Here is a 17,053-nt window from a genome sequence, read left to right on the forward strand (position 1 = left end):
CAAGAACAAGGAGACATAGTGAAAACATTCATACAAGACCCGAAGGAATTCTGGTCCGGGGCCATCTTCGCCGCCTTCGGGCTGGCGGCGGTGGCCATCGGCCAGGACTACCCGGTGGGCACCGCCGGGCGCATGGGGCCGGGCTACTTTCCCATCGCGCTAGGCGCGATCCTGGGGCTGATCGGCCTGGTGTCCATCGCGCGTTCACTGTTGCGGCCGGGCGAGGCGCTGGAACGCTTCGCCTTCAAGGAGGCGGCGCTGATCCTGTCCGGCGTTCTGCTGTTCGGCCTGCTGGTGCGCGGCGCGGGCCTGGCCGTGGCCATCCCCGTGATGGTGCTGCTCAGCGCCCGCGCCAGCGCCGGGTTCCGGCTGAAATCCACGCTGCCGCTGGCCGCGGCCGCCACCCTATTCTGCGTGCTGATCTTCGTCGCCGGGCTGGGCCTGCCGATGCCGGTGCTCGGCTCCTGGTTCGGCGGCTAGGAGCGCGGGCATGGAATTACTAAGCAACCTGGCGCTCGGCTTCGACGCCGCCCTCACGCTAACCAATCTGTTCTACTGCCTGGCCGGCGTGTTCCTCGGCACCGCCATCGGCGTGCTGCCCGGCCTGGGGCCGGTGGCCACCATCGCGATGCTGCTGCCGGCCACCTTCGCGCTGCCGCCCATCACCTCGCTCATCATGCTGTCGGGGATCTACTACGGGGCCCAGTACGGCGGCTCCACCACCGCCATCCTGGTCAACCTGCCGGGCGAATCGTCGTCCGTGGTGACCGCCATCGACGGCTACCAGATGGCGCGGCAAGGCCACGCCGGCAAGGCGCTCGCCACGGCCGCGCTGGGGTCCTTCTTCGCCGGCACGGTCGCCACCTTCCTGCTGGCCATGTTCGCCCCGCCGCTGGCGGCGCTGGCGCTCAAGTTCGGTCCGGCCGAATACTTCTCGCTGGTGGTGCTGGGCCTGGTGGCGTCGGTGGTGCTGGCGCACGGCTCGCTGTTGCGCGCCATCGGCATGATCGTGCTGGGGCTGTTGCTGGGCATCGTCGGCACCGACGTCAATTCCGGCGCGCCGCGCTACACCTTCGAGCTGCCGCAACTGTCGGACGGCATCAACTTCGTCATCGTCGCCATGGGCATGTTCGGCATCGGCGAGATCATCCGCAACCTCGAGCACGAGGAGACCCGCACGGTCGCCCTCAAGAAGGTGACCGGGCTGATGCCGACCAGGGAGGACTTGAAGCGCATCGTCGCGCCCGTCCTGCGCGGCACGGCCATCGGCTCGATGCTGGGCATCCTGCCCGGCGGCGGCGCCATGCTGGCCTCGTTCGCGGCGTACGCGGTGGAAAAGAAGGTGTCCAGGAACGCGGCCAACTTCGGCAAGGGCGCGATCGAGGGCGTGGCCGCGCCCGAGGCGGCCAACAACGCCGGCGCGCAGACGTCCTTCATCCCGATGCTGACCTTGGGCATCCCGTCCAACCCGGTGATGGCGCTGATGATAGGCGCGATGATCATCCAGGGCATACAGCCCGGGCCGGCCGTGATGACGGAACAGCCGGCGCTGTTCTGGGGCATCATCGCCTCCATGTGGATCGGCAACTTCTTCCTGGTGGTGCTGAACCTGCCGATGATAGGCCTGTGGGTGCGCATGATCATGGTGCCGTACCGGCTGCTGTACCCGATGATACTGATCTTCTGCGCGATCGGCGTGTTCAGCCTGAACAACAGCGACTTCGACATCCACCTGATGGTGCTGTTCGGCCTGTTCGGCTACGTGTGCGCCAAGTTCGACATGGAGGCTGCGCCCATGCTGCTGGGCTTCATCCTCGGCCCGATGATGGAAGAGTATCTGCGCCGGGCGCTGCTGCTGTCGCGCAGCGATCCCATGGTCTTCGTCGAGCGGCCGATCTCCGCCGTCATGCTGGCCATGGCGCTGGCGGCGCTCACCGCGGTTCTGCTGCCGGCCTTGCGGCGCAAGCGCGAGGAGGCGTTCGTGGAGTAGCGGCGCAAGCCTGGCACCGGCACAACACCATTTCTTAAATACAAAGGACAATAAAATGAAACATCTACTCAAACTGGCCCTCTCGGCTATTCTTTTCCTCTCCGCCTGCCCCCGGTGTCAGAATAGTTGTCGCCTGAACGTTGCATTTATGCCGCTTTTTTGAGTTCTGCTTTTCCCTCCTTTTTGTTGACGGGTTCCTTGACGTTTTTTCTGGATTCAGGTGCACGATCGTGACTGGCTCCCAGTTCCGCGTATAGCCGCTCCAGCGCGGTGGCACCCTTCATCGGACTGCCGTTATCGGAGTGCAGAACCACCTGCTGTGGCGCGATATTCTCCCGCGCACAAATAGCACAAGGCGCGCCACAACAAACGCCGCCTGCTGCAGAGCCCGTTCGTCAAGTTGCTGGCCGAACGCCTGGCGGCTACGCGCGCTGCCGGGCTGCATGGCGGTGCCGATCATCGCGGTTTCCGCCAGCACCTTCAGCCAGGACGAGGAACGCTATCTCGCCTCCGGCGTGAATGCCTTTCTTTCGAAGCCGATAGACCATGACAGCCTGCTCGCGAAAATCGCCCCCCTGTTGCAGCTGCCCTGATCTACGAACACTTCAATGTGGAATCGATGTTGGGCGAGTCGGTGATCGACGCGCTGGTGGTGCCGCCGAATGAACAGATCGAAGCCCTGTATCGACTCGCGCGGCTGGGCAACATGGAGGATGTCCTGCGCTGGTCCAACCGGCTCGATGCGCTTGACGAGCGCTATTGGCCGTTTGCCGATCAGTTGCGCGCATTGGCAAAGGGATATCAATCGAAGGCGATCCTGAATTTTGCGAAGCGCTACTATCTGGATGAGACGGAAACCTCCTTGGATCACGATACCTCGACGTTAGACAGGAAATAGAAACGATAAGTTGCTTGCATTGAAGTGGAATAGCGGTAAACTCAGGCTTGTTCTCCCAATGCAGTGCGAGGGGGGCGATGCGTCCGGCACCTTGTGAAACTGGAAGGAATTGATCGCATGCAATCCTTGGTGTCCGGTTTGTTCGCATCGCGGATACTGTTCGCCGCGGCCGATGGCACGGCACAGTCGGGCATGTCGCCGACCGAGCCGGTCAAGGCCAAGGGCGGCGGCGTGGTCACCGTCGTCAAGGTGGGCGACATCGTGCCACCCAGGGTGGCGCCGCCATGCAAGCCCGGCAGTTGCCTCTTCGCCGGTCAAAGCGTGACGGTGATCGTGTCGGACAGCGTCATCTATTCCTCCATCCTCGAAGGGAAAAAGGAATTCGAGGCCGCCACCGGCGCCCGGCTCAACATCAATCGGGTACCGTTCAGCGAGAATTTCGAAAACTTTTTTTCCGATCTGAGCAGTCGCAGCGGCAAGTACGATTCATCGATTGCTGGCGCCTGGTGGCTGGGCGAACTGGTGGGCGGAGACCATCTGCTTTCCTACGACAAGTACTACAACGATCCGCGCTTTCCGAAATGGAACATCGACGACGTATTGACGGCGCCGCGCAGCCTGCTGTCGTATGGCGGCAAGAAATACATGGTGGCCAACGATCACGACGGCCAGGTCATGTATTACCGACGCGATCTGCTGGCGGATGCACAGCATCAGGCGGCGTTCCGTCAAAAGTACGGCTACGCGCTCGATGTGCCGAAGACCTGGGCGCAGTTCCAGGATGTGGCCGAGTATTTCAACGGCAAGGATCTCAATGGCAACGGCATGCCGGACCACGGCGTGACGATGGCCTTGTATGCGGCGCGCGGCTGGGACGGTATCGATCCCGGGAGAACTTTTCATTTCCTGCCACCCGACGGCACCGGACAGATTGAAACCTATCTGAAAGCCGGTTGGAACGGAGCCGATGTCCGCAACTATCTGCATGCCTATTTCGATACCTTTGGCAACAGGCAGCAATTGCCTTACTTGCGTATTTCGGGCAACTACAGCTATTGGCAGGTACTTGATTTTCACCTGGCGCAGGCGACCGCCGGCCGATTGAGCCAGGAGTCGGCACCGAAGGCGACCGCTGTCGATTTCGAAGAGATGACGATACGCCTCGGACGCGCGCGACAGAGGGGTGTTTACCGGGCGTCGCTCGGATTTCAGTAGCGAAGTATTTGCCGCCGGTCATGACGGCCGTCGACAAGGAACGAACCATGGACAGGAACATGAATAGGAACGTAAGGCGGCTGGCAATGCTGATTGCGGCATGCTCGGTTTCGATGATGGTTGCGGCCCAGGAAGCGAAGCCGAAACGGGAACTCTATGAAGCAACGGTCGTGAAGACCGGGGAAATCGTTCCACCCCGGGTCGTGCAGCCATGCAAGCCCAGCCACTGTCCGTTCGCCGGCCAGACCGTCACGGTGCTGCAGGGAAAAAGGCAGAGAGGCGGCGCGATCGACGAGTTGAAGGATGAATTCGAGGCGGCCACCGGCGCCAGGCTCAATCTGGTTCAAATTGCGCACGAGGAGCAGTATCCGAATTTCATTTCCGATCTGACCAACCGCGGCGGCAAGTACGATGCGGCATACACTGCCGCCTGGTGGTTGGGCGAGCTGGCGGGCGAGGGTTATCTGCTTCCCTACGACAAGTACTACAACGATCCGCGCTTTCCGAAATGGAACATCGACGACGTATTGCCGGCGCCGCGCAGCCTGCTGTCGTATGGCGGCAAGAAATACATGGTGGCCAACGATCACGACGGCCAGGTCATGTATTACCGACGCGATCTGCTGGCGGATGCACGGCATCAGGCGGCGTTTCGCCAAAAGTACGGCTACGCGCTCGATGTGCCGAAGACCTGGGCGCAGTTCCGGGATGTGGCCGAGTATTTCAACGGCAAGGATCTCAATGGCGACGGCGTGCCGGATCATGGGCTCTCCATGCATCTGAAGGTGGGAGCGCAGGGCATGTTTCATTTCATGTCGTTTTCGGCGCCGTTCGTGATTGGGCCGGGCAATCCTCAGCTGTACTGGTTCGATCCACAGACGATGAAGCCGCTGATCGAGAGTCCGGGCCATGTGCGGGCGCTCACGGCGCTGGTCGATCTGGTCCAGTTCGGACCAAAAGAGATGCTCAATTGGGATCTGGGAAAAAGCTGGGACCACTTTCTGGCCGGCCGCGCGGCGCTTGCTTTCACTTGGGGCGATCTTGGCGCGCTGGCGCAGGAAAACGGCAGCAAGGTCAAGGGCAAGATCGGTTCCGCGGTGCTGCCCGGCACGCGCGAGTACTACAGCATCGCGCAGCACAAGTGGGTCAAGACGGCGCAGCCTAACCTGGTCGGTAATACCACCGGCGGCTCGTGGGCTGGCGTCATCTCGAAGCAATCGAAAGTGCCGGCGGCGACCTATTACCTCTTCGCCATGCTGGCGACCCGGGAAAAATCGCAGGTGTATGCGGCGCGCGGCTGGGACGGTATCGATTCCGGGAGAACTTTTCATTTCCCGCCGCCCGACGGCACCGGACAGATTGAAACCTATCTGAAAGCCGGCTGGGACGAGGTCGACATACGCGATTATTCGAAGGCGTATTTCGAAACGTTCACCAACAAGCTTCAGTTTCCCTATCTGCGCATTTCCGGCGCCTACGGTTACTGGCAGGCGCTCGACGTGCACCTGGCGGAAGCGGCCGCCGGCCAATTGAGTCCGGCGGCGGCACTGAAGGCAACCGCCGTCGATTTCGAAGAGATCACGATCCGCCGGGGACGCGAGCGGCAGCGGCGATCCTATCGTGCATCGCTGGGACAGTAGCGTGCGAGCCGGGGAATTCTTCACTCCGCTCATTCACTATCTGAAGCCGTTCAGTATCGGCCGCAAGCTGACGATCGGATTTGGTGCACTGGCCATCGTCACGCTGCTGGTTGCGACACGAGCCTTCGTTGCGGGGCGCAACGCCACCGAGGACATCCGTCTTGTCGAAGCGGTGCGCGCACCCGCGTCGCTGACTTCGGCGCAGGCGCAGGCTGGCCTGCTGAGAATGCAGCTGCATATGCGCGGCTATCTGGTGTTGTCCGACCCTGTCGACATCGAGGAATTCCAAGTGGCCCGGCATGCCTTCGAGGAGCGCCTTGCGTCCTTGCAGGCGATGTCCCGCAACTGGCCCGAGGAAGAGGCGAAGTGGGTCGTCGAACTGACTACCACCTATGCGCGCTGGGCCAAGCTGCCGCCGCATCTGTTCGAACTGCACGACAATCCGCTCAAGAACCGGCCGGCCTTGCGCATTGCCAGGGGTGACATCCAGGAACTGCGGATACGGATTCTCGATAATATCGATACCATGATCAGCATCCAGAAAGCGCGCGGCATGCAGCCGCAGAGCCGGGAATTGCTGGCCGACCTGCTGGGATTCCAGACCTCGTTCGATGCCATGGCGACCAACCTGATGGCGTACGGCGCGTCGGGAGAACTCAATTTCGAGCTGGCCTACGGACCGCAATTGGGAACCAATGCAGCGATCTGGAATACCCTGTCCGGCAAGCGCGCGCTGCTGTCGGACGAACAGCGGAGCAAGTTCGACATGATTTCCCGCGATCGGGCGAAAGTCGCGGAGCTGGCCTTGCAACTCATAGGCATAATCAACGGCGAGCATGCCTATGAGGATCTGTATCTATTCCGTACCGAAGTCACGCCGCAGGCGGAAGTTCTGCTCGGCCTGCTCAACAAGATCACCCAGCGGCAACAGGTGCAATTGCAAACCGATCTCGCACGGGCGCGCAGCAGCCTATCGGATGCGCACCTGCAAACGGCGGCCGGCGGTATGCTTGCCGTTGTTTTCAGCGTCGCGCTGGCCTATCTGTTCCGGCGCAGCATTGTCGATCCGGTACGCCGGCTGACCGAGGTGGCCGAGCAGGTCGCGGCCGGCAATCTTTCCACGCGCGCCGAGGTCGAGTCACGCGACGAGATCGGCGTGCTCGGAATCAGCATCAACATCATGACGAAGCGGCTGGCCGAAACCATTGAGCATCTCGAAGCGGTGTTCGCGGAAGCACAGCGTGCCAGGGATGCCGCCGATGCCGCCAACCGTGCCAAGAGCGAGTTCCTTGCCAACATGAGCCATGAGTTGCGCACGCCGCTCAACGGCATTCTGGGGTATGCCCAGATCCTGCAGCGCGACAGGACACTGGGCGAGCAGCAACTGTCCGGGGTGAACGTGATCCGGCACAGCGGCGAGCATCTGCTTACCCTTATCAACGATATCCTGGATCTGGCCAAGATCGAAGCCGGCAAGATGGAGCTCTACCTGGTCGACCTCCAGCTGGCCGGCTTCGCGCGCACCCTCGTCGAGATGGTCGAGGTGAAAGCGGTGCAGAAGGGCCTGGCGTTCGTCTGCGACCTGGCGCCGGATTTGCCGCGGTCGGTCCGGGCCGACGAAAAGCGGTTGCGCCAAGTGCTGCTCAATTTGCTGTCCAATGCGGTCAAGTTCACCGACCACGGCCAGGTGACACTGCGGGTGCGCGCCGTGTCGCCCGCCCGGCTGCGCTTCGAGGTGCAGGATAGCGGCGTGGGCATCAGTACCGATCAATTGGGCGCCCTCTTCCAGCCGTTCGAGCAAGTGGGCGAGGCGCAGCGCCGTCTGGGCGGTACCGGCCTGGGACTGGCCATCAGCCGGCAATACGTGCGCCTGATGGGGGGCGATATCCAGGTCGAGAGTCGGATCGGCCAAGGCAGCACGTTCTGGTTCGAACTGGCTTTACCGGTGGTGGTGGCCGATACGGCCACGGCATTGGCCCGCATCGTGACCGGCTACGCCGGGCCGCCTCTGAAGGTGCTGGTGGTGGACGATGTGGCCGGGAATCGGGCGGTGGTGGTCGATCTGTTGACGCCGCTCGGCTTCGAGGTGGTCGCGGCAGTGAACGGCCGCGAAGGGCTGGAAATGGCGCAGCGTTTGCGGCCGCATCTGATCCTGATGGATATGGCGATGCCAGTGATGGATGGCCTGGAAGCCACGCACCGCTTGCGCGAACTGCCGGCCTTCCAGGACGTGCCGATCATTGTGCTATCGGCCAGCGTTTCCGCGAGCGATAGTGAACAATGCCTGGCGGCCGGGGCGAATGCGTTTCTGCCCAAGCCGATCGACGTGGACCGGCTGCTGGGCCAGATTGCGACCTTGTTGCCGCTGGAGTGGGTCTACGCTCGGCCGGAAGCAGAACCTACTTCAGAACGGGACGCGAGCGAGGCGTTCGTGGTGCCGCCGCAGCAGGAAATGGAAGTGCTGTACCGTCTGGCCCTTCGTGGAAACATGCGAGACATTTTGGCGCACGCAGCGCACCTGGCCGAACTCGACCCGCGCTACGGCCCGTTCGCCGGCCAATTACGCGTGCTGGCCAAGAGCTTCCAGTCCAAAGCCATTTTCAGCCTGGTGGAGCGCTATCTGAATGGAAACCAGGTGCAATGACAGGGTTGATTTCGCTGTCGTGCCTTGCTATGGCGCTGAATCCAGCTTGGCATAATATTATGAATATTGCAATAAAATTCGATGTGCGCTTCCCACCATGCGTAACATTGCGCAGCTCGGTCGCCGATACAGTTATGCGCGGTAGGGCTCCACGGATCGTATCGTATAGGTACACGCTGAAGGAGCGTGGCGTCACGCTCAAGGCGACCGAGCAACCCATAGACACCCGCAGCGCGGCTGGCAAGGCATTCCTGGACATGCTGGGCGTGTTCGCGGAATTCGAAACGAACCTCCGGCGCGATCGAGGGCGTGGCGGCGCCCGAGGCGGCCAACAACGCCGGCGCGCAGACCTCGTTCATCCCGATGCTGACCCTCGGCATCCTGTCCAACCCGGTGATGGCGCTCATGATAGGCGCGATGATCATCCAGGGCATACAGCCCGGGCCGGCCGTGATGACGGAACAGCCGGCGCTGTTCTGGGGCATCATCGCCTCCATGTGGATCGGCAACTTCTTCCTGGTGGTGCTGAACCTGCCGATGATAGGCCTGTGGGTGCGCATGATCATGGTGCCGTACCGGCTGCTGTATCCGATGATACTGATCTTCTGCGCGATCGGCGTGTTCAGCCTGAACAACAGCGACTTCGACATCCACCTGATGGTGCTGTTCGGCCTGTTCGGCTACGTGTGCGCCAAGTTCGACATGGAGGCTGCGCCCATGCTGCTGGGCTTCATCCTCGGGCCGATGATGGAGGAATACCTGCGCCGGGCGCTGCTGCTGTCGCGCAGCGATCCCATGGTCTTCGTCGAGCGGCCGATCTCCGCCGTCATGCTGGCCATGGCGCTGGCGGCGCTCACCGCGGTCCTGCTGCCGGCCTTGCGGCGTAAGCGCGAGGAGGCGTTCGTGGAATAACGGCGCCCGCCCATAAATAAATAACCCAGGGTTATTTTGAAATTACCCCTGGGTTAATTAGCCTTGCTGTTGGAACGACACTAGGTTCAGACGAACTCGCCCACCTTGGCCACCACCGCCTCGCGCACCGAACCGCTGGTGACGAAGGAGTGGGCGACCTGGATGTCGTTGTGGAACCAGCGGTCGCCGTCCAGGCAGGCCGGGATCTGCTTGCGGATCTCGTCGTAGGCCGCTTGCGTGCCCTCGCCCAGCTTGAAGCCCGGCAGCAGGTCCTCGGTCATGGTCAGCGCCTGCGCCGCCAGCAGCATTTCCACGCCCACGATGTATTGCGTGTTCTGCACGATGGTGTAGGCCTTGCGCGCGCACCAGGTGGAGTTCGAGATGTGGTCTTCGCTGTTGGCCTTCGACGGGATCGAGTCGACGCTGCCCGGCATGGACAGGGTGCGGTTTTCCATCACGAGCGAGCTCAGCGAGCACTGCACCACCGGGTAGCCGGTGTTCACGCCGCGCAGGCCGGACATCAGGTTGCGCGGCAGCCCCCACGACAGCGTCGGGTCGATCAGGCGGGCGACGCGGCGCTCGCAGATCGAGCCCAGGTCGGTGATGGACATGGCCAGCAGGTCCATCGCCTGCGCCAGGTACTGGCCGTGGAAGTTGCCGCCCGAGATTATCTCGAAGCCGCCGCCTTCCTTGCCGAAGATCAGCGGGTTGTCGGTGGCCGAGTTGATCTCGTTCCTGACGATGGTGTCGATGTAGTCCAGCGCGTCGAACACGGGGCCGTATACCTGCGGCGTGCAGCGCAGCGAGTACACGTCCTGGATGCGCGGCGAGTACGGGATGTCGGTGCGGCGCAGCTCGTCCGGGAACTGGATCGCGCGCGCCTCGTGGGTGGTGCGGGTCGAGCCCTTGAGCAGCTTGCGCACGACCTTGGCGGTCTTGATCTGGCCGGGGTGCGGACGGGCCAGCTGGATGCGCGGATCGAAGCCGGCCATCTCGGCGCGCATCGCCTCCAAGGTCAGGCCCAGCGACAGGCAGGCGTCGGTCAGCAGGTCGCGCGCGTCCTTGGCGGCCATCACGGCCACGGCCAGCGAGGCGGTGCAGCCGTTGATCAGGGCCGAGGCGTCCTTGGCTTTCAGGTCGAATTTCACGGGGCCGATCTCGGCCTTGGTGATGGCCTCGGCGGCCGACATGCGGCGGCCGTCGTACATCACCTCGGCCTCGTCGAAGCCGGCGATGGCGGCGGCCAAGTAGGCCAGCGGGGCCAGGTCGCCGGAGGCGCCGACGGAACCTTTTTGCGGCATGATGGGGTGGATGCCGGCGTTGATGAAGGCGATCAGGCGGTCCACCACTTCCACCCGCGGCGCGGAGTAGTTGGAGGCGAAGGCGTTGGCGCGCAGCAGCATGGTGGCGCGCGACACTTCCTCCGAGAACGGCTCGCCGATGCCGCCCGAGTGGGCCTTGATCAGTTGGGTCTGGAACAGCTCGATGTGCTCGACCTTGATGCGGGTGTCCTTCAGCAGGCCGACGCCAGTGTTGAAGCTGTACATCATCGGCGCTTCGTCGTGCATCCAGGTCGATTCGATGTAGTCGCGGCTCTCCTTCAGGGCTGCGCGCGACGAGGCGGCCAATTCCACCTTGGCGTGGGGCGCGCGCGCCACGGCGAGCACTTGCTCGGCGGTGAGGGTGAAGCCGTCGATGGTTACGGTAGTCATATTCTTTCCTTCGTGTGGGGACGTGGCGTGCCGGGCGGCGGGCGCCGCCCGGCGTACTCTTATCAGTTCGCGCCTGCTTCGAACCAGGTGCCGATCAGTTGGCGTTCCGCGTCCGTCATTTGCGTCATGTTAGCCAGCGGCATGTCCTTGCTCTGCACGGCGCGCTGGAACACCTTGGCGGCGTGCTGGCGGGTCTGCTCTGGCGTGTCCAGCATCACACCGCCGGGGGCGGAGGCGAAACCGGCCTGGGTCGGCGCCGCCGAGTGGCATGACACGCAGCGCTGCGTCACCACCGTTTGCACGGCGGCGATGTCGGCGCCGGTGGCCGGCGCCGAGGCGGCGTCGGCGTGGCCGTGGCCGTCGGTCGCCGCGGCGGCGGCCGCCGGCGCCGAAGGTTGGGCTGCCACCGCCTTGCGTGGCGCCGGAGCGATGGCGATGGCCACGGCGACCAGCAGGATCACACCGGCCACCGGGAAGCCCAGCGACACCTTGCCGGCGTGGCGCAGGTTGAAGAAGTGGCGGATCAGGACGCCGGCGGCCATGATGGCGGCCAGAATCAGCCAGCTGTAGGCGTGGCTGTAGGTCATCGCGTAGTGGTTGCTGATCATGATCAGCAGCACCGGCAAGGTGAAGTAGTTGTTGTGCACCGAACGCACCTTGGCGCGCTTGCCGTGGATCGGGTCGGGCGACTGGCCCTTCTCCATCGCTTCCACCAGCTTGCGCTGGCCGGGGATGATCACGAACAGCACGTTACCCACCATCATGGTGCCGATCATGGCGCCGACGTGGATGTAGGCGGCGCGGCCGCTCAGGGTGTGCGTCAGCACGTAGGCGGCGGCCACGATCAGCACGAACAGCACGGTGCCCAGCACGGCGGGCGTCTCGGCCAGCTTGGTCTTGCACAGCAGGTCGTACACCAGCCAGCCGCCCAGCAGCGTGCCCAGGCCCACGGCCACGGCTTGCGTCGAGGACAGGTCGGCGACGTTCTTGTCGATCATCATCGCCGAGGCGTTGAAGTAGTAGACGATGAACAGCATCGCGAAGCCGGAGATCCAGGTCGCGTACGCTTCCCATTTGAACCAGTGCAGGTCGGACGGCAGTTCCGCCGGCGCCACCAGGTACTTCTGCGGGTTGTAGAAGCCGCCACCGTGCACGGCCCACAGTTCACCGGACACGCCGGCCTTGGCCAGCGGGCTGCCGGGTTTCGGCGGCCGGATCGAATTGTCCAGCCAGACGAAGTAAAACGACGCGCCGATCCACGCGATACCGGTGATCAAATGCAGCCAGCGCACCAGCAGATTGAGCCACTCCACCCCATACGATCCGAATAAAGCTTCCATGATTTTCCAATTGTTAGTCTTGTCATCTGCCTCTGGCGGGCACTTCAGATGAGCGAGGCTCGCGCCCCCAATCCAGTCGTTATCCTGCCGCCGCTACGACCGCGAAGGACACCGCCTCGGCGATGCCCGTTCAACCACTCCCCGGCCTTGGAAAGGCGTCTCCTCTGCCGCCGGGATGGTGGAACGATATCGCTGTTGCCGCCCCCAGTCCTGCACCCATCCGTATAACCCGCATACGTTTCCCCTTATAGCTGTTGCATGCGGGAATGTGCGAACCTGTTATGCATAAGTCGAAATAACCAACTCGAGGAGAACACGATGTCACGACTGCCCGAACACCTGGACCTGCACCTGATCCGGATTTTGTATCTGCTGCTGTGCGAGAAAAACGTCTCGCGCGTGGCGCTGAAGCTGAACCAGCCGCAGCCTTCGATCTCCGCGTCGCTGCGCAAGCTGCGCGAGCTGACCGGCGATCCGCTGCTGGTGCGCGGCGGCCGCGGCATGGTGCCGACCCAGCACGGCGAGAGCCTGCTGAAGCCGGCCAAGCGCATCCTGGACGAGACCGAAAGCCTGTTCAGCCCGAAGACCGCCTTCGTGCCGCAGGAGGAGGCGCGCACCTTCCACATCGCCGCGCCGGACTACATGAACACCCAGTTCTTCACCGAGGTGATCGCCCGCGTGCGCCGCGAATCGCCCAAGAGCCGCCTGGTGATCCACGCGCTGGGACCGGACGCCGACTACGTGCGCCTGCTGTCGGACGGCGAGCTGGACCTGGTGGTGGCGAACTGGGACGAGCCGCCCCACCACCTGCACATCTCGAAGCTGTTCGACGATCCAATCGTGTGCCTGATGCGCGCCAACAGCGCCTACGCGCGCCGCACGCCGAAGGACGGCATGACCATCGAGGATTACCTGACCCTGCCGCACGCGGCGCCGGCGCTGATCCTGCCCGGCTACCACGGCAACATCGACGCCTTCCTGGAGCAGCAGAACATGGAGCGCAACATCGTGGTGGAGTCGGCGCACTTCCGCATGCTGCCCTACATCGTCGCGCAGACCGACCTGGTGCTGACGGCCGGCCAGCAGTTCGCCAGCTTCTACGAGAACACGCTGGGGCTGAAATCGTACAAGGTGCCGGTGAAGTTCCCGCCGCTGCGCTTCTACCAGTTGTGGCACGAGCGCGCCCATCACGCCACCGAGCACAAGTGGCTGCGCGCGCAGGTCAGCACGGCGGCGCGCTTGCTGACGAAATAGCGGAAAGACTACGCTGCGATCCGCTATAGCCGCTATCGATTCGACCATATAAATCCGTCCATCCGGCCCACTATTATCAAATTGCAATAACCCTGACCCCTCTACCTGGAGCGGGCGGCGTCCACTGCCGCCCGATTGCACGATGACGACTCTGAAGCAACTGAACACATGCGACGTGCTGGCATTCAGCGCCACGCTGCACGGCCTGTATGAACACTCGCCGTGGATTCCGCGGCGCGCCGCCGAGCGGCGGCCGTTCCGCACCGTGGAGGCGCTCAAGCTGGCGCTGCAGCAAGTGGTGGCCGAGGCCACGCGCGACGAACAATTGGGCCTGATCCGGGCCCACCCGGAGCTGGCCGGCAAGGCCGCCGTGGCCGGCGAGCTGACGCCGGAATCGACCGGCGAGCAGGCCAAGGCCGGCCTGCACCTGTGCAGCGCCGAGGAGTTCGCCGCCCTGCACGAATTGAATGCGGCGTACAACAACCGCTTCGGCTTCCCCTTCATCGTCGCGGTCAAGGGCGCGGACGGCAAGGGCCTGACGCGGCAAGCCATCATCGCCACCTTCCGCCGCCGCCTGCGCAACCAGGCGGCCGACGAGCGGCGCGAGGCGCTGCGCCAGATCAACCGCATCGCCGAGATGCGCCTGAACGCGCTGCTGCAGTTCGAGCCCGTGATGGGCAACGCCGTGATGGCCTGGGCCGAGACCATCGGCGCATTCAGCGAGGACGAGCAGGGCCTGACCTGCACCTACATGACGGAGACCCACCGCCGCACCGCCAGGCAGCTGGCGCAGTGGATGCGCGAGGCCGGCATGCACGCCCACATCGACGCGGTGGGCAACGTGGTGGGCCGCTACCTGTCGACCGATCCGCTGGCGCGCACCCTGATCACCGGCTCGCATTACGACACGGTGCGCAACGGCGGCAAGTACGACGGCCGCCAGGGCATCCTGACCGCCATCGCCGTGGTCAAGCAGCTGCACGAGCGCGGCGAGACCCTGCCCTTCCACTTCGAGGTGATCGCCTTCTCGGAGGAGGAAGGCGTGCGCTTCAAGAGCACCTTCCTGGGCAGCAGCGCGGTGATCGGCGCCTTCGATCCCGAACTGCTGGACCTGCGCGACCGCGACGGCGTGCAACTGCGCGACGTGCTGGCCGACTCGGTGCAGGACATGGGCGCCATCACCGCGCTGGCGCGCGACCCGTCCGACCTGCTGGGCTATGTGGAACTGCATATAGAACAGGGCCCGGTGCTGCTCGACCGCGGCCTGCCGGTGGGCGTGGTGACGTCGATCGCGGGCAGCAACCGCTACCTGGTGGAATTCAAGGGCCTGGCCAGCCACGCCGGCACCACGCCCATGGGCATGCGCAAGGACGCCGCCGCGGCCGCCGCCGAGATCATCCTGTACGTGGAACAGCGCTGCGCGCAAGACCCGGACTCGGACCTGGTCGGCACCGTCGGCCAGCTCCAGGTGCCGGGCGGCTCCACCAACGTGATCCCGGGCCGCTGCCACTTCTCGCTCGACATCCGCGCCGCCAACGACGCCGCGCGCGACGCGGCGGTGGCCGATATCGTTGCCAAGATAGAAAATGTGTGTCTTTCCCGCCACATCGAATACACGATGGAACTGGTCGTCTCCGCCCCTTGCGCGCCGTGCGCGCCGTGGCTGATGCAGCAGCTGGCCGCCGCCACCGAGCGCGCCGGCGTGCCGCCCTTCCAGCTCGCCTCCGGCGCCGGACACGACGCCATGCTGATGGCCCGCGTCACCGACGTGGCCATGCTGTTTTCCCGCTGCGGCAATGGCGGCATCAGCCACAACCCGCTCGAGACCATGACGGCCGACGACGCCGACGTGGCGGCCCGCGTGCTGCTCGACTTCCTGCGCAACTTCAAGGCCCGCCCCGCGCGCGCGGCGAAAGAGGCGCGCGAGGCCAGGGAGGCGGCGCGCGAGGCCCGCGAATATACGGAATAGCTGATAACGAATATGTCCAGGCCCATAGGCCGCCGAGGAGCCCATAGACCAAAGTACAGATACGCGAAAGCGGGGATCGTCCGCAAGGACCGCCAAATTTGTCCGTCTCCAAGACGGGTTTCAGGCGTATAAAAATTAATCATGAGACAAGCAAAATGAACTTCCTGGATAACTACTTCAAGCTCAGCGAGAACGGGACCAATGTCCGCACCGAGGTGCTGGCCGGCCTCACGACGTTCCTGACGATGGCTTACATCATCTTCGTCAACCCGTCGATCCTCGGCGACGCGGGCATGCCCAAGGACGCCGTCTTCGTGGCCACCTGCGTGGCGGCGGCGATCGGCACCCTGATCATGGGCCTGTACGCCAACTTCCCCATCGGCCTCGCGCCGGGCATGGGCCTGAACGCCTACTTCGCCTACGGCGTGGTGCTGGGCATGGGCTTCCCCTGGCAATCGGCGCTGGGCGCGGTGTTCATCTCGGGCTGCTGCTTCCTGGTGGTCTCGCTGCTGGGCGTGCGTGAGAAGATCATGAACGCGATCCCGCCGTCGCTGCGCACCGCGATCCCCGCCGGCGTGGGCTTGTTCCTGGCGCTGATCTCGCTGAAGAACTCCGGCATCGTGGTGGCCAATCCCGCCACCTTCGTGACCCTGGGCGACCTGCACAAGCCCGAGCCCGTGCTGGCCATCATCGGCTTCCTGACCATCGTGGCGCTGGACCGCCTGCGCGTCACCGGTGCCCTGCTGATCGGCATCATGGTCGTCACCGCGCTGAGCTTCGTCTTCGGCGGCAACGAGTTCCGCGGCATCGTCGCGCCGCCGCCGTCGATCGAGCCAACCTTCATGCAGCTGGACGTGGTGGGCGCGGTCTCGAAGGGCCTGCTGAACGTGGTGCTGGTGTTCTTCCTGGTGGAGCTGTTCGACGCGACCGGCACCCTGATGGGCGTGGCGCAGCGCGCCGGCCTGATGAAGGAAGGCAAAATGCCCCCCGGCATGAACAAGGCCCTGCTGGCCGACTCCGGCGCCATCATCGCCGGTTCCGTGATGGGCACCTCGAGCACCACCGCCTTCATCGAAAGCGCCGCCGGCGTGCAAGCGGGCGGCCGCACCGGCCTCACCGCCGTGACCATCGCCGTGCTGTTCCTGCTGGCCCTGTTCATCGCGCCGCTGGCCGGCGTGGTGCCGGCCTACGCCACCGCGCCCGCCCTGTTCTTCGTGGCCTGCCTGATGCTGCGCGAACTGACCGAGATCAACTGGGCGGAGACCACGGAAAGCATCCCCGCCGTGATCACCGCGCTGGTGATGCCCTTCACCTACTCGATCGCCAACGGCCTGGCGCTGGGCTTCATCAGCTACGCCGGCCTTAAACTGCTGACTGGCAAACACCGCGAAGTCAGCCTTATGCTCTGGGGGATCGCCGGCATCTTCCTGTTCAAGACGATTTACCTGCCCGGCTAAAAAGAAATAGAGGAGTCCCACA

The 17,053-nt window shown here is 64.0% G+C and carries 13 protein-coding genes and 2 pseudogenes; 12 read left to right on the top strand and 3 right to left on the bottom strand.

The window, feature by feature from the left end; translation table 11 throughout:
- Positions 1 to 18: 18 nt before the first annotated feature.
- Entirely contained in the window at positions 19 to 480 is a 462-nt protein-coding gene (locus BM436_RS16835) for a tripartite tricarboxylate transporter TctB family protein (protein WP_093556695.1), read from the top strand.
- Positions 481 to 490: 10 nt separating this feature from the next.
- Positions 491 to 1,990, top strand: coding sequence for a tripartite tricarboxylate transporter permease (locus BM436_RS16840; protein WP_093556696.1), 1,500 nt, complete (start codon positions 491 to 493; stop codon positions 1,988 to 1,990).
- A gap of 146 nt (positions 1,991 to 2,136) precedes the next feature.
- On the opposite strand, the gene BM436_RS37110 is transcribed toward BM436_RS16840, so the two are convergent.
- A complete protein-coding gene (locus tag BM436_RS37110; protein ID WP_177307273.1) occupies positions 2,137 to 2,274 on the bottom strand; it encodes a hypothetical protein in 138 nt (45 codons plus the stop codon).
- 159 nt (positions 2,275 to 2,433) lie between these two features.
- Between BM436_RS37110 and BM436_RS36250 the strand changes: the two genes are divergently transcribed.
- The 7 genes and pseudogenes from BM436_RS36250 to BM436_RS16870 all read left to right on the top strand — a co-directional run.
- On the top strand, positions 2,434 to 2,583 hold the full coding sequence (locus BM436_RS36250) for a response regulator (RefSeq protein WP_143133188.1): 150 nt from the start codon (positions 2,434 to 2,436) through the stop codon (positions 2,581 to 2,583).
- A gap of 17 nt (positions 2,584 to 2,600) precedes the next feature.
- Complete coding sequence (locus tag BM436_RS16845; protein ID WP_143133190.1) at positions 2,601 to 2,888, top strand: hypothetical protein; 288 nt, start codon at positions 2,601 to 2,603, stop codon at positions 2,886 to 2,888.
- A gap of 117 nt (positions 2,889 to 3,005) precedes the next feature.
- Entirely contained in the window at positions 3,006 to 4,103 is a 1,098-nt protein-coding gene (locus BM436_RS16850) for an extracellular solute-binding protein (protein WP_218164877.1), read from the top strand.
- 86 nt (positions 4,104 to 4,189) lie between these two features.
- Positions 4,190 to 5,743: an ABC transporter substrate-binding protein gene (locus tag BM436_RS16855; protein ID WP_093556698.1), complete on the top strand. Its 1,554-nt coding sequence runs from the start codon at positions 4,190 to 4,192 to the stop codon at positions 5,741 to 5,743.
- On the top strand, positions 5,724 to 8,387 hold the full coding sequence (locus tag BM436_RS16860) for an ATP-binding protein (protein ID WP_143133192.1): 2,664 nt from the start codon (positions 5,724 to 5,726) through the stop codon (positions 8,385 to 8,387). The genes BM436_RS16855 and BM436_RS16860 overlap by 20 nt, the downstream gene beginning before the upstream one ends.
- A gap of 134 nt (positions 8,388 to 8,521) precedes the next feature.
- Positions 8,522 to 8,656, top strand: a pseudogene (locus BM436_RS38695) (hypothetical protein); the annotation flags it as partial.
- A gap of 7 nt (positions 8,657 to 8,663) precedes the next feature.
- Positions 8,664 to 9,299: pseudogene (locus BM436_RS16870) on the top strand (tripartite tricarboxylate transporter permease); the annotation flags it as partial.
- An 86-nt stretch (positions 9,300 to 9,385) separates the two neighbouring features.
- Here BM436_RS16870 and BM436_RS16875 read toward each other — a convergent pair.
- Both BM436_RS16875 and BM436_RS16880 read right to left on the bottom strand, forming a co-directional pair.
- On the bottom strand, positions 9,386 to 11,011 hold the full coding sequence (locus tag BM436_RS16875; RefSeq protein WP_093556700.1) for an HAL/PAL/TAL family ammonia-lyase: 1,626 nt from the start codon (positions 11,009 to 11,011) through the stop codon (positions 9,386 to 9,388).
- A 62-nt stretch (positions 11,012 to 11,073) separates the two neighbouring features.
- Positions 11,074 to 12,351, bottom strand: a complete 1,278-nt coding sequence (locus tag BM436_RS16880; protein WP_093556701.1) for a urate hydroxylase PuuD — start codon at positions 12,349 to 12,351, stop codon at positions 11,074 to 11,076.
- A gap of 318 nt (positions 12,352 to 12,669) precedes the next feature.
- On the opposite strand from BM436_RS16880, the gene BM436_RS16885 reads away from it, so the two are divergent.
- The 3 genes from BM436_RS16885 (at position 12,670) to BM436_RS16895 (ending at position 17,031) form a co-directional block, all read left to right on the top strand.
- A complete protein-coding gene (locus tag BM436_RS16885; RefSeq protein WP_093556702.1) occupies positions 12,670 to 13,605 on the top strand; it encodes a LysR family transcriptional regulator in 936 nt (311 codons plus the stop codon).
- A 142-nt stretch (positions 13,606 to 13,747) separates the two neighbouring features.
- Positions 13,748 to 15,574: an allantoate amidohydrolase gene (locus BM436_RS16890; RefSeq protein WP_093556703.1), complete on the top strand. Its 1,827-nt coding sequence runs from the start codon at positions 13,748 to 13,750 to the stop codon at positions 15,572 to 15,574.
- Positions 15,575 to 15,729: 155 nt separating this feature from the next.
- On the top strand, positions 15,730 to 17,031 hold the full coding sequence (locus BM436_RS16895; protein WP_093556704.1) for an NCS2 family permease: 1,302 nt from the start codon (positions 15,730 to 15,732) through the stop codon (positions 17,029 to 17,031).
- Positions 17,032 to 17,053: the final 22 nt, after the last annotated feature.

The sequence above is a fragment of the Pseudoduganella namucuonensis genome (assembly GCF_900116645.1).
GTDB classification, from domain to species: Bacteria; Pseudomonadota; Gammaproteobacteria; order Burkholderiales; family Burkholderiaceae_D; genus Rugamonas; species Rugamonas namucuonensis.

Coding starts and splice junctions, on each gene's coding strand:
- BM436_RS16840 (WP_093556696.1), top strand. CDS start 491: ATGGAATTACTAAGCAACCTGGCGCTCGGCTTCGACGCCGCCCTCACG.
- BM436_RS37110 (WP_177307273.1), bottom strand. CDS start 2,274: ATGAAGGGTGCCACCGCGCTGGAGCGGCTATACGCGGAACTGGGAGCC.
- BM436_RS36250 (WP_143133188.1), top strand. CDS start 2,434: ATGGCGGTGCCGATCATCGCGGTTTCCGCCAGCACCTTCAGCCAGGAC.
- BM436_RS16850 (WP_218164877.1), top strand. CDS start 3,006: ATGCAATCCTTGGTGTCCGGTTTGTTCGCATCGCGGATACTGTTCGCC.
- BM436_RS16855 (WP_093556698.1), top strand. CDS start 4,190: ATGCTGATTGCGGCATGCTCGGTTTCGATGATGGTTGCGGCCCAGGAA.
- BM436_RS16875 (WP_093556700.1), bottom strand. CDS start 11,011: ATGACTACCGTAACCATCGACGGCTTCACCCTCACCGCCGAGCAAGTG.
- BM436_RS16880 (WP_093556701.1), bottom strand. CDS start 12,351: ATGGAAGCTTTATTCGGATCGTATGGGGTGGAGTGGCTCAATCTGCTG.
- BM436_RS16885 (WP_093556702.1), top strand. CDS start 12,670: ATGTCACGACTGCCCGAACACCTGGACCTGCACCTGATCCGGATTTTG.
- BM436_RS16890 (WP_093556703.1), top strand. CDS start 13,748: ATGACGACTCTGAAGCAACTGAACACATGCGACGTGCTGGCATTCAGC.
- BM436_RS16895 (WP_093556704.1), top strand. CDS start 15,730: ATGAACTTCCTGGATAACTACTTCAAGCTCAGCGAGAACGGGACCAAT.